Genomic DNA, 15992 nt, shown 5'->3' with positions numbered 1-15992 from the left:
TTAAATTATTTCTTTTTTATAAACGATTTACCGTAATCCATTGGCGATAAATCAAAATAGTTAGCAACACTTTGCCCAATATCGGCAAATGTTTCACGATGGCCTAAAGAGCCCACTGGCACACTGTTACCATAAACGATGACAGGAATATGTTCACGAGTATGATCAGTACCAGTCCAAGTAGGATCGCAACCATGATCGGCACTAATAATTAGCAGATCCTCGGGCTGAATTAGTGCTAACATTTCAGGTAGGCGACTATCAAAATATTCTAATGCAGCGGCATAACCACAAACATCACGACGGTGACCATAAGAAGAGTCAAAGTCAACAAAATTGGTAAATACAATAGTATTATCTTTAGCTTGTTTTATTTCTTCAAGTGATGCATCGAAAAGTGCTTCAAGACCCGTTGCTTTAACTTTTTTAGTTATCCCAACTTGAGCATAAATATCGGCAATTTTACCGATTGATACTACTGTGCCGTGTTTTTCATCAACTAACTTTTTAATCACTGTTGGAGCAGGTGGTTCAACGGCAAGGTCATGACGATTACCCGTACGTACAAATTCGCCTGCTTTTTTACCGATAAATGGTCTAGCAATAACACGTCCAATATTGTAATTACCTTTATTTAGCTCATCACGAGCAATTTCGCAAATTTCATAAAGTCTATCTAAGCCAAAAGTTTCTTCATGGCAGGCAATTTGGAATACCGAATCAGCAGACGTGTAAAAAATAGGTTTATTAGAAGCCATATGCTCTTCACCTAGTTCATCAAGGATAATGGTACCAGATGAATGACAATTACCAAGATAACCAGGGAGTTTTGCGCGGGTAACAATTTTATCTAAAAGGTCTTGAGGAAAGCTATTTGTAGTATTAGTAAAATACCCCCAGTCAAAAAGTACTGGTACACCTGCAATTTCCCAGTGTCCTGAAGGTGTATCTTTACCAGAAGATATTTCGCTAGCATAACCATATGAGCCAATAATTTTACCTTCAGTTTGCATGCCTTTAGGGTAATTACCCGATGATTCATACGCTGCTTCGATTAAGCCTAATTGACCTAAATTTGGTAATTTTAATGGTCCACTGCGTCCTTGTTCAGCCTTACCTAATGCACAAGCTTCGGCAATATGTCCCAAAGTGTTAGCCCCTTCATCGCCATATTTTTTGGCATCTTCAGCACCACCGATCCCAAAAGAATCTAGGATCATAATAAAAACTCTTTTCATAATATCCTCTAATTGATAGACAACACTTAACTTGAGCACAATAAATATAATCAATTACAGCCAATCAAATATTGACAACTATCTTGGTGCTAACAGTAATTCATAAAAAATTGCTCAGCTAGTGGTTATATATGATAACAAAAAACAAAAAAGATTTAAGCATTGCTTTTATCAAATAGTCGAATATTTGTTAAATAATGCAATTAACTTGCGCCAAGTTATACTTTTTATAAAAAAATAACATCGTTTTAGCAAAACGAAGGCAATAACAAATTGATAAAAAATTCAAATGCATTTACAACTAAATAAATCATCAAATAACATTAGCCATGTGATAATATAGAAAGCAAATACAGTAGATTCCAAACCATAAAAATAACAAAGAAAATCGATTTGCATTTGGTATCTACTTCCACAAAAATAAAGGTAGTGATTATTGATGAAACAAAAAATTCCTAATACATTTGGTTTAAGTGTTTTTGCTCAAAAAGTTATTACTGTTACGACTGTCGAACAATTACAACAAGTCTGGCAAGATAACATCCCAAATTTACCCATTATGATTATTGGCGAAGGCAGTAACACTCTATTTACATGTGATTTTGATGGTATTGTTATTGTTAATCGAATCAAAGGTATAACCATTGCCGAAACCGCCCAAGAATGGCATTTAAAAGTCGGCGCAGGTGAAATTTGGCATGATGTCGTATCACAAACAATCGAACAAAATATATCAGGGCTTGAAAACCTTGCTTTAATTCCAGGTTGTGTAGGTTCTGCCCCTATTCAAAATATTGGTGCTTATGGGGTTGAATTTCAAAAAGTAGCCGATTATGTGGAACTGCTTGAATTTGCTACAGGAAACATTATTACTGTCACAGATGGTCAATATGGTTACCGTGAAAGTATCTTTAAAAAAGCGTATTTACAAGGTTATGCCGTTGTCAATGTGGGCATTAAATTACCCAAACAATGGCAGCCTGTTTTAACTTATGGTGAATTACGAAACTTTGATCCACAAACAATCACCGCAAAAATGGTTTTTGATAAAGTGTGTGAAATCCGCCGTAGCAAGTTACCCGATCCTAAAGTACTTGGTAATGGTGGTAGCTTTTTTAAAAATCCTGTGGTCGATAAAATTGTTGCTGATAAGCTACTTGAAATTTACCCAACTATGCCAATATATCCACAAGCTAACGGAAAAACAAAATTAGCCGCAGGTTGGCTTATTGATCAGTGTGGCTTGAAAGGCTATCAAATAGGCGGAGCTGCAGTACATCAACAACAAGCGTTGGTATTAGTCAACAAAAAACAAGCAACTGCGCACGATGTCGTTGAATTGGCTCGTTATATTAAAAAATGTGTGGCACAGAAGTTCTTGGTGAATTTATCACCAGAAATCCGATTTATCGGCAACAAGGGCGAAATTGACGCAGACAGTTATTTATAATTAGCACTAAATTATAATTGCCCGCAAATTATAGCTCATAAATTATATGCGATAACATTATGAAACATTCGTACTCATTTCCTATTCTATTAACGAGTTTACTCTTTGTGACTATCTCGTTGTCGGCACTAAATACACAAGTACCATTATGGTTAGTGCGTAATGAGTTTTCGCTAGGGCAAATTGGGCTTGTAGGATCAAGTTATTTTACAGGTAACTTAATTGGTACTATTTTTGCCAATTGGTTTATTAATAAATTCAATGCGCGTCACACGTATACCTATAGTTGTATTATTTTTGCAATTGCAACAATCGGACTAGGTTTTTCAATGAATTTTTATAGTTGGATAATGTGGCGGTTTTTTATTGGTATTGCTTGTGCTGTAACGTGGGTGGTTATTGAAAGTTGTATATTGCTAACAGGTCCTGTGCGTACGCGTGGAAAAATGCTTGCAGTGTATCTGACCACTTACTATTTAGGCACGGTTTTAGGGCAAGCTTTATTGCAGTATTTTCCACAAGATGTATTGTATTTTGGGTTAGTTATCGCGTTACTGATGGGGCTAGCGATTTTATTTATTTTGCTCACCCATTATAAATTACCTAAAAGGAAAAAAAGCAGCTTTAACATTATGCCAATGATATTGAATAAGCCTTCTCGACTAGGCTTAACTGGTTGTGTGATTGCTGGTATGTTAATTGGATCATTATATTCACTTTTACCTGCTTATTATTCACATTTAGGTTATAGTGATATTCAAGTTGCAAATTGGATGATATTACTGATTTTATCGGGCGTCATTGCACAAATGCCTGCCAATTGGTGTGCAGATAAATTTGGACGGCAACGTGTATTATTAATTGAATCGTTACTGATGTTAATTGCATGTATTATGCTAATATTCAATTGGTTTGATGCATTAGCAATTATCTTATTAGGCGCAACCATTTACACTATTTACCCAATATCTATGGCTTGGGCTTGTTCTTGCGTTAAAAAACAAGATATCGTTGCCATGAATCAAGCTATGTTATTAACCAATACTTTAGGTAGTTTGATTGCGCCAGCGGTGATCGCCTTTATTATGGATAAAATGAATAATGCTTATTTATTTGTCAGCTTTGCTATAATCTCGTTATACTTCATTATGCTGTTAATTAAAAAAAGAGGAACGGATGCGCAACCACAACAACCCACTTAAATTAATTGAAATACTTGCAGATGGCAAATATCATTCGGGGGAAGAATTAGCGGTAATATTTGGCATAACACGTGCAGGCATCAATAAATACATTAAACAACTGCGTGAGTGGGGACTAGAGATAACATCTGTACAAGGTAAAGGTTATTGCTTGTCAGCTCCGCTTGATTTGTTAAGCAAAAACAAAATTGATCTACACTACCAATCCGATAGCCATTGTGAAATCTTACCGATTATCGACTCCACCAACCAATATCTAATGGATCGAATTGGTCAATTAACATCGGGCGATTGTTGTGTTGCTGAATTTCAATCAAAAGCAAGAGGGCGAAGAGGGCGAAAATGGTTTTCACCTTTTGGCACTAATCTATACTTTTCTATGTATTGGAAATTAGAACAAGGTGTGGCTGCGGCAATGGGACTAAGCTTAGTGGTGGGTATTGTGCTTGCTGACACGTTGCGTGCATTATCAGCTCAAGACATTAAAGTTAAATGGCCAAATGACCTTTATCTTAACGACCAAAAGTTAGCAGGTATATTAGTTGAACTTGCGGGTAAGACTGGCGATTGTGCTCATGTTGTGATCGGTATTGGTGTTAATCTAGTCATGACTAATCCTGATACCAACATCGTTAATCAAAAATGGGCTAATTTAGGCAAAGTTGATCGCAATTTGCTAGTTGCTCAAGTAGCCAAAACTTTGAAAAACAAATTAATCGACTTTGAACAACATGGTTTAGAACCATTTATTAACGATTGGCATAGACTCGATAACTTTGTCAATCGACCAGTAAAACTTATTATTGGTGACAAAACCATTCGTGGCACTGCAAAAGGCATTAACGAGCAAGGCGCACTAATGCTAGAACAAAATAGCAAAATTAACGCCTACATCGGAGGTGAAATATCCTTAAGAATTGATGATTAGTCACTTCACAACCTATTGCGCACAGTTTAAATGAAATAGGTTAATCGCTATTTTATTCACCTTTATTTTTAAATTTTAAAACACGAAGAGCATTTGCTGTTACAATCGCGGTTGCGCCAGAGTCAGCTAATACAGCTAGCCACAGTCCAGTGAAGCCTAACAAACTGGTCACTAAAAATACTAATTTAATTCCTAAAGCAATGGTAATATTTTGTTTAATATTACGATATGCAAAGCGCATTAAACGAATTAATTTAGGCAAACTTAACAGGCTATTTTGGGTTAGTGCGGCATCAGCTGTTTCAAGTGCAACATCAGTACCACTACCCATAGCAATACCTACGCTTGCGGCTTTCATAGCAGGAGAATCATTAATTCCATCGCCCACCATAGCAATAGCCGTTGTATTACGGATTTTTTCAATTTCTGCTAATTTATCTGTTGGTAACAGTTGGGATCGATAATCAATGTTGAGCTGCTTTGCAACCTGCTTTGCTGCACGTTCATTATCCCCAGTAAGCATCAAGGTTTTTAAACCTAATTGATGTAATTGATTAATTGCTGTTATTGCATCTGCGCGGAGCACATCTTGTAAAGCGATAATGCCCAATAATTTTTGGTCTGTTACTGCTACAATGACGGTTTTTCCTGCGGTTTCTAGCTGATTAACTATTTTTATTTGTTCATCGGTTAGTGCCATAGACACAGTCGATATTTTATTGGGTGATACAATATAAAAAATTTGCTGATTTATTTCACCTTGTATTCCAACGCCTGCAATTGTTTTACGATTATTGGCTTCCACAAATGGAATTTGGTTTTGCTTAACATACTCAACAATAGCTTTAGCCAGAGGGTGATGCGAACCACTTTCTATTGCTGCCACAATGGCAAGTAACGCTTCTGTTGAGTTTGCATTTTGATTAATAATATCGGTAATTTGTGGTTTGCCTTCAGTTAACGTACCAGTCTTATCAAACGCAACCAATTTCACTGAACCAATATGCTCTAACGCTGCGCCACCCTTAATTAATATCCCTTGCTTTGCCGCATTAGACAAGGCCGAGGTTATCACCGCAGGGGTTGATATCACTAGTGCACAAGGGCAACCAATTAATAACAATGTCAAACCACGATAAAACCAAGTATACCAATCTGCATTAAATAACACTGGTGGCACAACTATCACCAATAGTGCAAGCAAGGCAATTGCGGGTGTATAATAACGGCTAAACTTATCAATAAAGCGCTCAATAGGTGCTTTGCGCTCTCCGGCGTCTTCAATTAGCTGTAAAATACGATCAACGGCATTTTGTCCAACATCAGATACAACTTTAAGTTCAATGGTATTATCAACCACCAACGACCCGGCCAGAATTTTATCACCTGAAAGGTAATTTACAGGAATCGACTCGCCTGTTAAAGCGCTTTCGTCAATATTGGCTTGCTCGCTTATTAAAATCACATCAGCTGGCAAACGCCCTCCTGACGAAATTTCAATAATATCACCCGGTTTCAAATTATGGCTAGCAATGGTTTTTCGTTCGCCATCAATAATTATTACAGTTTCTTCAGGCATTAGCTTGGCAAGCGACGAGATTCCCTGTCTAGCTTTACTTGTTGCCACACCTTCTAGCATTTCGCCAATCATAAATAAAAATATAACCATGGTCGCTTCTTCGGCTGCACCAATAAATAAAGCGCCAATAGCCGAAATACTCATTAACGACTCGATAGCAAAAGGAGTGCCACTACGAGCTAAAATTAACGCCTCTTTTAAAATTGGAATCAATCCAATAATGGCCGTTACTATAAAAGCATATTCGCCAGCTGTTTTATTAAACAATAAAAGAAGGTAACTCACCACAATCAAGCCACCTAATACCGCTAAAGGAATAAGCGCCTTTTTATCGAAGCCGTGAGAATGCTCATGGTGGTGAGTATGTTCGGGAGTAGATTCAAAAATAGGGGTATAGCCTAATTCGGTGACTTTATCTTCAATCAATTTAATGGTTTTTTCATTTTTTTGCGGAACAAAAACCACTAATTTTTGGGTAGAAAAGATAATTTTAGTTTGGCAAATATTCGGCAACGTTTTTAGTCCGTTTTCAATTTTTTGTGCACAGTGCGCACAATCCATGCCTTTTATTTTCCATATTAATTTAGTTTGTGAGCTTTGCCTGTCTGGATCATCGGGGGAATCGTCACACTGATTTTTTTTTGCTGTTGTATGGCAATCATCTGTATGGCAATCACCACCACAGCTAGGGATTGAGTCTTGATGACAATTTAGATCATGAGATAAATGTGCATGATTATGCGCCATATTTTTACAGTCACAATGACAACTTTCATGATGATGATTATGCTGTATAAATTTGTTATTATATAACATAACATTACCTCGATTTGGGGATGATTTTGATTGTACGCTAAAAAAAGGGAAAAGGAATCATTTTGTTTTAAATACATTAGATTTTTTCAAGAGCGTGAATTCCGAGGTAGTGGTTTTCCATGTTTGTTATCAGTAAGCCTTTCAGATTATTATTCTTGGTACATATATAGATACTAATTTACTTTTTATTTGCAAAAATCGTTCAGGAAAGGTATTGATTTTATTGAAGTTTTTATTTTATCAAAATAAATCATTTCTATAATTAATAAAATATCGATTCTGCCTCTATAATTTTACAGCGCTTAGTAGGCTTTGTCGTACTTTTAATTAGCTCACATAGTAAAGTTGCTGATTTTTGCCCCATTTCAAACAGCGGTTTATTTATTTTACTTAAATTATCTAGCTGATTATATTTAAGTTCTTTGGAAGCGCTAAAATATGATATTGTAAGCGGTTTTGTGAGTTTTGATTGGCTTTCATTGGCTTGGTGAACGGCACCTAAAACCATGTTATCAGGCGATTGGTTGTGGTCTTTATAATTATTTTTATCTAAACAATTTAAGCTAAAATTATCAGTACAAATAATCGCTGAAGGTGATTTAGTGCTGTTTATGAGTTTTTTTACCGCAGATCTGGCATGTTGATAGGTAAAGCAGCCATGAATAATATATTGAGGTTCAATAATAATATTGGCGCGCAATAAAGCTTGTTTATAGCCTTGTAACAAAAGCGTAGAACTAGTTAATTTTTCATTATTGAGCAAAATGGCAATTTTGGTATGTGACTTATCAATCAAATATTTTGTTATTTGGTATCCAATAAGTAAATGATCAAAGTGAACACAAATAAAATCCAGTGAAAAGTGATTAACTAAGACAATGGTTGGTAATGTCGTTTTATAAGTAACTAGCGTTTTTAAGTAAGGTGCATCATTAATAATAATGATTCCATCAAATGCATGTTGAGCAACATAACGAATAATATGATGGATATCAGTTTTATTATGATAAGGAAACTGCAAATAAAATATTTGAAACTGTTCTTCTTTTAAAACTTGCTCTAATCCTGCATTGATTAAGCTTTTTGAATAAAGTTGATTGTCGATAATTAATATTTTGCCACTATTATGTATGGGTTTATAGGGTTTGAAATTTTTTGACGTATCCATATTTAATTCCTCAATTGCTTGATAAACACATAACTGTATTTGAGGTGAGGTTAAATGTGGTTTTTTTAGCACTCTAGAAACCGAAGCGATAGAGGTATTCGCTTTTTGAGCAATTGTTGATAGGGTGATTTTTGTCATAATAATAAATAAAGTTAACTAAAATGACTTATCACTTTACTGATATTGATTTTTTTTGTAAGGGATCAAATTTTATTTTGTCGATCTGTGTTCCAAAATCAAGAAATATCTTTTTCCGCTATCTTTGACAATATAGTGATATAATTACCGCTAAATTTTTTATTTGGGTTGATAAATATGTCTGCATGGAATATTGCTATTGTTGGGGCGACAGGACAAGTGGGTTCTGCGCTAGTTGAACTACTACAACAACGTGGTTTACAAGATAATAATCTAAAAATTGAAAATCTCTATCTAGTTGGTAGTGATAATAGTGCTGGCGAGATTGTTCGCTTTTCTGGCAAGAATTTAACCGTGATTGATAGTGCACAAATGGACTGGAGCGAGTGCCATTTTGCCTTTTTTGTAGCGGGTGCAAAAACTAGTGAAAAATATGCACAAGTTGCTGCAGAGGCAGGTTGTGTGGTGATTGATGCAAGTGGTTATTTTGCCGAGCAGGATCATATTCCACTTGTAGTCCCTAAAGTTAATAATAGTGTATTAACAGAATACCGTAACGAAAACATCATCGCTGTTGCCAGTGCCACTGTGTGCCAATTATTGCGCTGTGTTGCATCGTTGACTGATATGGCGTTATTAACTAATTTACATGTAACTAGTTTTATTCCAGCATCATTGTATGGTAAGTCTGGCGTTGATGAACTTGCCGGGCAAAGTGCTCGTTTATTAAATGGTATGCCAGTTGATAATCAACTGTTTGATAAACAATTAGCCTTTAACTTATTGCCTATATCTCACGAACAGGATGATGCGATATTAGGTGAAAAATCACAAGTGAACCAAATCCGTAAAGTATTGAGTAATTATGAACTTCCTGTTTCTATTGAGTCAGTGATTGTGCCCGTGTTTTATGGTGTATCACAAACCATTAATGTATCAAGTAGTTTACCAATTGAATTGGATATGGCTCGTTTTGGCGAATTTGGTGTTGAAGTCCAAGGTGATAACTTGCCAACGCCAGTGACCGAAGTGAGCACCGAATCAGAAAGCCAACTAACCATTAAATTGGCAAATTTACGACACAGTTATGGTCATTATGAACAAATTCAATTTTGGTCAGTAGCGGATAATATCCGTTATTTAGGCGCATTAATGCTAATTGAAACGCTTGAGATCCTCATTAATGACTATATATAAAATTGCCCTCGGTGTTGAATATGATGGCAGTGCTTATTTTGGTTGGCAACGGCAGCAGTCGGTCGATTCTATTCAAGAAAGGCTAGAATCGGCACTATCGATTATTGCCAATTCACCCATAACCGTATTTTGCGCAGGAAGAACAGATGCTGGCGTGCATGCAACAGGGCAAGTTATCCATTTTGAAACTCAAGCCGTGCGATCAGCTAGTGCTTGGACAATGGGCGTGAATTCGCATTTACCCGATAATATTGCTGTGCGTTGGTCGCAAAATGTAGATGATAGCTTTCACGCTCGGTTTAGTGCCACAGCTCGACGTTACCGTTATGTGATTTATAATCATCGCTATCGGCCAGCCATTTTAGCCAAAGGGGTATCGCATTATTATTTACCGTTGAATGAGAACTTAATGCACCAAGCAGCGCAGTATCTGTTAGGCGAAAATGATTTTTCATCTTTTCGAGCATCACAGTGTCAATCATTAACACCGTGGCGCAATATTCACCATATTGAAGTTTGGCGGCAGGGCGAATATATTATTGTCGACATTAAAGCTAACGCATTTGTGCACCATATGGTACGCAATATTGTAGGCAGCTTACTTGAGGTTGGTGCGGGTAATCAGCGCCCTGAATGGATCGATGAGCTGTTACAAGCTAAAGATAGAACACAAGCGGCAGCAACGGCAAAACCCGAAGGATTATATTTAGTTCAGGTCGACTATCCTGCTGAATTCCAAATACCAACGCAAGCATTAGGTCCGCTATTTCTAAAATAAATTATAAATTCAGTTGTAAAACGGAACATAGAATAGATAAAACATTTAAAATTGAATCAAATTAAAAAGATAAATGTCATGAATAGTAACGAAAAAAGCGCAAGTAAAGATTCAAGAAACCAAGAAGCGAAAAAATCAAAATTACATAATATCAAGCTTCCACCTCATTCAATCGAAGCTGAACAAGCAGTACTTGGTAGCTTGATGCTCGATAATCAACGTTGGGATGCGGTATCAGAAATGATCACCGAACGGGATTTTTATTCACGTCACCATCAATTGATTTTTTCTGAAATGCATACTTTGGTTAGCAAAGGAACTCCAATTGACTTAATTACTCTTTCTGAAAGCCTTGAAAGTAAAGATATTTTGGCCGATGTAGGGGGATTTGCCTATTTGGCGGAGCTGTCTAAAAATACGCCAAGTGCAATTAATGTTGTTGCTTATAGTGATATTATTCGCCAACAAGCAATTTTACGTGAATTAATCAGTGCGTCAAATGATATTGCCGATAACTGTTATACCACTGAAGGGCGTGATAGTACCGAAATTTTAGACTTTGCGGAAAGCAAAATTTTCCAAATAGCTGAAAGCCGAACAAAGCAAGGTGAAGGCCCGAAAAGCATTACCGAAGTGTTAGAGGCAACCGTGGCTAAGATTGAAGAACTCTTTCAACGTCCACATGATGGTGTGACTGGGGTTTCAACTGGTTATGTGGATTTAGATAAAAAAACAGCTGGTTTACAGCGTTCCGATTTAATTATTATCGCTGCAAGACCATCAATGGGTAAAACCACATTCGCAATGAATTTATGTGAAAATGCTGCACTAGAGCAAGAAAAGCCAGTGCTAATATTCAGTTTAGAAATGCCATCAGAACAAATTATGATGCGTATGTTGGCCTCACTTTCACGAGTTGATCAAACCCGAATTCGAACAGGGCAACTACAAGACGATGATTGGGCAAGAATTTCAAGCACTATGGGGTTATTGCTTGAAAAGAAAAACATTTATATTGATGATTCATCGGGTTTGACGCCAATGGAATTACGCTCAAGAGCCAGACGTATTTATCGTGAGCATAAAGGTTTAAGCATGATAATGGTGGATTACTTGCAACTTATGCGTGTGCCAAATATCTCTGAAAACAGAACATTAGAAATTGCTGAAATATCACGCTCATTAAAAGCCTTGGCAAAAGAGTTACAAGTTCCTGTCGTTGCGCTATCACAACTTAACCGTAGCTTAGAGCAACGGGCTGACAAAAGACCTGTTAACTCAGACTTGCGTGAATCAGGATCGATTGAGCAAGATGCCGATGTGATCATGTTTATCTATCGTGACGAAGTTTATAACGAGGCGTCAGAACATAAGGGTATTGCCGAAATTATTTTAGGCAAACAACGAAACGGTCCAATAGGTAAAGTCAGATTAAAATTCCAAGGACAGTTTTCACGCTTTGATAATTATGCTGATGCCAGTAAATATTTAGATGATGAATAACGATAAAAATCGTACACGGCAATGCTTAGCCTATTTTTGTTACAATGATTTAAACATTACTTAAATCGCTGCTTTAACAGCGATTTTTTATTATCAATAAATTGATAAATTTGAGCTAGTAAAAATAAAATTGCTTGTAAAATAACAATACTTGCACTGGTTGATGCATCAACATAATAGCTTATTAGCGTACCTAATACGGTTGAAAATGCCGAAACCAATACTGCTATGATTAACATACGCTCAAACCGCTTAGTTAACGAAAAAGCAATGATACCGGGAGCGATTAACATCGCTATCACTAAAATCATCCCAGCTGTTTTTAATGAACCAACAATAGTTAAAGCTAGCACACTTAATAACCCGTAATGCAACAGCTTGACTGGCAAACCAACCACTTTGGCTTGTACGGGATCGAAGCAGTACAGCATTAAATCACGGCGTTTAATAATAACTAAGATCGACACAATTGTGGCAATAAGGATAATTTGTTTAAGCTCGTCATAACTTGTTCCAAGCACACTACCAAATAAAATATGATTTAAATGTTGTGATGTATCTACCTTTGAAAACAGCACCAAACCAAACGCAAACATTCCCGAAAATACAATGCCCATGACAGTATCTTCTTTAACTCGACTGTTTTCTTTAATATACCCCGTTGCCACTGAGCAAAATAATCCCGAAGCAAATGCGCCAATAATGATGGGGATTCCTGCTAAATACGCCAACACGATCCCTGGCAAAACGGCGTGTGAAATCGCATCGCCCATTAACGACCAGCCTTTTAGCACCAAAAAACAAGAAAGCAAAGCACAAACAATACCTGTGGCTAACGCGGCTAAAATTGCGCGTTGAATAAGGGGTAGGGTAAGTGGGTAATAAATAAACTCCCAAAATTCGGTCATACTTTTCCCCCTTTATTTAATCGGCTTTGACGTATTTTAAGGCGATTTGAAATAAGCCCTTGTTGTGGGGCAAATAAAAATGCGGCGATAAATATCAGTGTTTGCAAGCTCACAATAACGCCACCTGTTTCGCCATTTAAATAATAGCTAATCCACGCCCCTACAGCACTGCTTACGGCACCAATTGCAACTGAAATCATCAACAACCGTGAAAATTGATTTGTCAATAAATAAGCCGTTGCCCCGGGAGTGATAACCATCGCAATAACTAAAATAGCCCCCACTGTTTGCAGTGCCGCAACGGTACAGGCGCTTAAAATGGTAAAAAATAGAATTTTTAGTTTTAGTGGTTGTAAACCAATGGATCTGGCATGGGTTTCATCAAAAAAAACAACTAATAAATCCTTCCAAAAAAAGAAAAGTAATATAAATGACACTAAAATAATGATTTGCACTTGCCACATATCGCTATCGTCAATGCCAAGAATATTACCAAAAATAATTGTTTGCACATTAACCGAGGTTGGATTGAGGGAAATGATCAACAAACCGATAGCAAAAAAAGTTGAAAAAATAAAACCAATAATCGCATCCGCTTTTAACCGTGTAAAAGCACGCACTAAGGTAATGGCAAGTGCTGCGAGCAATCCAGTAAAAAAAGCCCCAACCGAATAAGGCAACCCCAAGGCATAAGCACCAGCAACCCCCGGCACCACTGAATGCGAAAGCGCATCGCCCATTAACGACCAGCCTTTTAACATCAAAAAAGCCGACAAAAAAGCACAAGCCGCACCAACAAGACTACTTACCCAAATTGCTTTGAACATAAAATCATAGGTGAATGGTTCAAGTAATAGTTCCATTTATTTTGGCCTTTTTTGTTCGTTTTCAACATGGTTAACCAACAAATCTTGATGAGGAGAATCATGTTTACCTTCACCGTAAAAAATGGCAGCACGTTCATCATCGGTTAAGATCGATACTTTTCGGGGATCTTCATCTTCATGTAATTTATCACCCGATAGGCTAAGATAACGCAATGCACCACCAAAAGTAGTCATTAAATTTTGTGGTGTAAAGGTAGTTTCAGTTGGACCAAATGCCAACACCGTTTGATTAATTAACACCACCTGATCGCAAAATTCAGGCACACTACCTAAGTTATGGGTTGACACCAAAATCAAATGACCTTCAGCACGCAGATTTTTCAAAAGATCAATAATGGCATTTTCGGTTTTAACATCTACACCGGTAAAAGGCTCATCTAATAACAGCACATTACCTTGCTGAGCTAAAGCTCGGGCTAAAAATACACGTTTTTTTTGTCCACCAGAAAGCTCGCCAATTTGGCGATGCTTAAAATCAAGCATATTGACACGTTCAAGCGCAATATCGACTTGCTTTTTATCTTCTTTACTTGCAATACGTAAAAAAGACATATGCCCATATCGCCCCATCATCACCACATCCGATACAAGAACAGGAAAATCCCAATCGACATCTTCCGTCTGTGGTACATAAGCGATAATATTTTGCTTTAAAGCCTGATTAACAGACATATCATTAAACGTCACTCGACCGCGGGTTGGTTTAACCATTCCCATAATGCTTTTGAATAAAGTCGATTTACCACTACCATTTACTCCAACTAAAGCACAAATAGTGCCACCATTTAAGTGGAAGCTAGCATCATGAATTGCGGTATGACCATTATTATAAGTCACGGTGATGTCATTAACATTCAAGCAAATTTGAGTCATTATTCTTCGAATCCTTTAGCTATGGTTTCAACCGTTACTTTTAATAGATCAATATACGTTGGCACAGGCCCATCTTTTGTAGAAAGTGAATCAACATATAAAACACCACCATATTTTGCACCCGTTTCATTGCTTACTTGTTTAGCGGGTTTGCTTGAAATGGTACTTTCACTAAAAATCACCGGAATGTGATTTTTATTAACTAAATCAATTAAATGCCTAACTTGCTGAGGTGTACCTTGTTGCTCGGCATTGATAGGCCATAGATAAGCTTCTTTCAAATTATAGTCACGAGCCAAATAACTAAAAGCCCCCTCACTGGTCACAAGCCAACGCTTTTCATCAGGGATTTTGGCTAACCGCTCACGTAATGGGGTATCAAGTGCTTTAATTTTGGCAATATAATCAGCCGCATTTTTATTATAAATCTCGGTATTTTGGGGATCATATTTAACCAATGCTGCACGGATATTTTCGACATAAACTAACGCCAAAGTTGGTGACATCCAAGCATGTGGATTAGGGTTACCTTTATAACTACCTTCTTGGATCTGCATTGGCTCAATACCGTCTGTTACCACAACAGATGGTACATCTTTGACATCTTCAAAAAAACGTTTAAACCAAAGTTCTAAATTAAGCCCATTCCATAACACCAAATCGGCTGAAAGCACTTTAGTAATATCTTGTGGAGTGGGATCGTATTCATGAATTTCAGCGCCAACTTTGGTAATTGACTCAACCACAGCGGCATCGCCAGCGACATTTTGTGCAATATCTTGAATTATAGTGAAAGTGGTAACCACTTTGAATTTTTTATCTGCTGCGTGGGCGCATTCGGACTGGCCAGTCAAAATAATTAACGAAGTTAAAATAACCTTTAATAACGTTTTGCGGTTTTTAAAAAAATTAAACTTCATTAGCGACTCCTTGCACATAATCAAATAATAAAATTCAGTGATAGCCATTAACAAATAGAGTAATTAACCAATCAAGAAAATAACGTCTTATTTAATTAGTGATAATAGTGAAACAGCATTACTATAAACAATAGCAATAAATATTAATGAGAATTATTATCATTTAAATAAGTAAAGTCAAATATTTCCTAAAATTTATTGTTTATTGCTTCATTATTAGTATGACTATAACTTAATTCATTGTATATAAAACTAAATTAAATAGTAGATAGTTCCGTCTATTTAACCAATAGTTATCACAAAACAGATAATTATCAGGATCGCAATAACGCCCCTTTATTCACTATAACTAAAGGTATATTATTGATCTAACCTTTACCGTTCTAACTATTTGTTAAATTAAGCGA

The 15992-nt window shown here is 36.7% G+C and carries 14 protein-coding genes; 6 read left to right on the top strand and 8 right to left on the bottom strand.

Annotated elements, in window-relative coordinates:
• Positions 1-5: 5 nt before the first annotated feature.
• Positions 6-1238 carry a phosphopentomutase gene (locus GQ596_RS02380; RefSeq protein WP_160400082.1) on the bottom strand — a complete coding sequence of 411 codons (1233 nt, stop codon included), beginning with the start codon at positions 1236-1238 and terminating at the stop codon, positions 6-8.
• A gap of 439 nt (positions 1239-1677) precedes the next feature.
• Here GQ596_RS02380 and murB point away from each other — a divergent pair, with 439 nt between their 5' ends.
• From murB to birA, 3 genes are read left to right on the top strand one after another with little or no spacing between them, the layout of a single operon-like run.
• Positions 1678-2688: a UDP-N-acetylmuramate dehydrogenase gene (murB, locus tag GQ596_RS02375; protein WP_160400081.1), complete on the top strand. Its 1011-nt coding sequence runs from the start codon at positions 1678-1680 to the stop codon at positions 2686-2688.
• Between the two features lie 59 nt (positions 2689-2747).
• Positions 2748-3890 carry an MFS transporter gene (locus tag GQ596_RS02370; RefSeq protein WP_160400080.1) on the top strand — a complete coding sequence of 381 codons (1143 nt, stop codon included), beginning with the start codon at positions 2748-2750 and terminating at the stop codon, positions 3888-3890.
• Entirely contained in the window at positions 3865-4818 is a 954-nt protein-coding gene (gene birA / locus GQ596_RS02365) for a bifunctional biotin--[acetyl-CoA-carboxylase] ligase/biotin operon repressor BirA (protein ID WP_160400079.1), read from the top strand. The genes GQ596_RS02370 and birA overlap by 26 nt, the downstream gene beginning before the upstream one ends.
• Before the next feature lie 52 nt (positions 4819-4870).
• Here birA and GQ596_RS02360 read toward each other — a convergent pair whose 3' ends face one another.
• Positions 4871-7213 (bottom strand): zinc/cadmium/mercury/lead-transporting ATPase, encoded by a 2343-nt coding sequence (locus GQ596_RS02360; protein ID WP_160400078.1) that lies wholly within the window; start codon positions 7211-7213, stop codon positions 4871-4873.
• Positions 7214-7475: 262 nt separating this feature from the next.
• Positions 7476-8381, bottom strand: a complete 906-nt coding sequence (locus GQ596_RS02355; RefSeq protein WP_237398341.1) for a substrate-binding domain-containing protein — start codon at positions 8379-8381, stop codon at positions 7476-7478.
• Between the two features lie 315 nt (positions 8382-8696).
• Here GQ596_RS02355 and GQ596_RS02350 point away from each other — a divergent pair, with 315 nt between their 5' ends.
• From GQ596_RS02350 to dnaB, 3 genes are all read left to right on the top strand, one after another.
• Entirely contained in the window at positions 8697-9716 is a 1020-nt protein-coding gene (locus GQ596_RS02350; protein WP_160400076.1) for an aspartate-semialdehyde dehydrogenase, read from the top strand.
• Entirely contained in the window at positions 9703-10494 is a 792-nt protein-coding gene (gene truA, locus GQ596_RS02345; protein WP_160400075.1) for a tRNA pseudouridine(38-40) synthase TruA, read from the top strand. Before GQ596_RS02350 ends, truA begins: the two co-directional genes overlap by 14 nt.
• A 78-nt stretch (positions 10495-10572) precedes the next feature.
• On the top strand, positions 10573-11997 hold the full coding sequence (dnaB, locus tag GQ596_RS02340) for a replicative DNA helicase (RefSeq protein WP_160400074.1): 1425 nt from the start codon (positions 10573-10575) through the stop codon (positions 11995-11997).
• A 56-nt stretch (positions 11998-12053) separates the two neighbouring features.
• Here the strand turns inward: dnaB and GQ596_RS02335 are convergent, their stop codons facing one another.
• From GQ596_RS02335 to GQ596_RS02320, 5 genes are read right to left on the bottom strand one after another with little or no spacing between them, the layout of a single operon-like run.
• Complete coding sequence (locus GQ596_RS02335; RefSeq protein ID WP_160400073.1) at positions 12054-12905, bottom strand: metal ABC transporter permease; 852 nt, start codon at positions 12903-12905, stop codon at positions 12054-12056.
• On the bottom strand, positions 12902-13732 hold the full coding sequence (locus GQ596_RS02330; protein ID WP_370516477.1) for a metal ABC transporter permease: 831 nt from the start codon (positions 13730-13732) through the stop codon (positions 12902-12904). Before GQ596_RS02330 ends, GQ596_RS02335 begins: the two co-directional genes overlap by 4 nt.
• A complete protein-coding gene (locus GQ596_RS11230; RefSeq protein WP_370516476.1) occupies positions 13711-13815 on the bottom strand; it encodes a hypothetical protein in 105 nt (34 codons plus the stop codon). The genes GQ596_RS02330 and GQ596_RS11230 overlap by 22 nt, the downstream gene beginning before the upstream one ends.
• Complete coding sequence (locus GQ596_RS02325; RefSeq protein ID WP_160400071.1) at positions 13769-14665, bottom strand: manganese/iron ABC transporter ATP-binding protein; 897 nt, start codon at positions 14663-14665, stop codon at positions 13769-13771. Before GQ596_RS02325 ends, GQ596_RS11230 begins: the two co-directional genes overlap by 47 nt.
• Positions 14665-15585, bottom strand: coding sequence for a metal ABC transporter substrate-binding protein (locus GQ596_RS02320; protein WP_202113721.1), 921 nt, complete (start codon positions 15583-15585; stop codon positions 14665-14667). The genes GQ596_RS02325 and GQ596_RS02320 overlap by 1 nt, the downstream gene beginning before the upstream one ends.
• Between the last annotated feature and the right edge of the window lie 407 nt (positions 15586-15992).

The organism is Gilliamella sp. Pra-s60 (assembly GCF_009795755.1).
In the GTDB taxonomy this organism is placed as follows: domain Bacteria; phylum Pseudomonadota; class Gammaproteobacteria; order Enterobacterales; family Orbaceae; genus Gilliamella.
The sequence above is the reverse complement of the archived record's forward strand: the minus strand, read 5'-3'. Positions and strand labels throughout refer to the sequence as shown.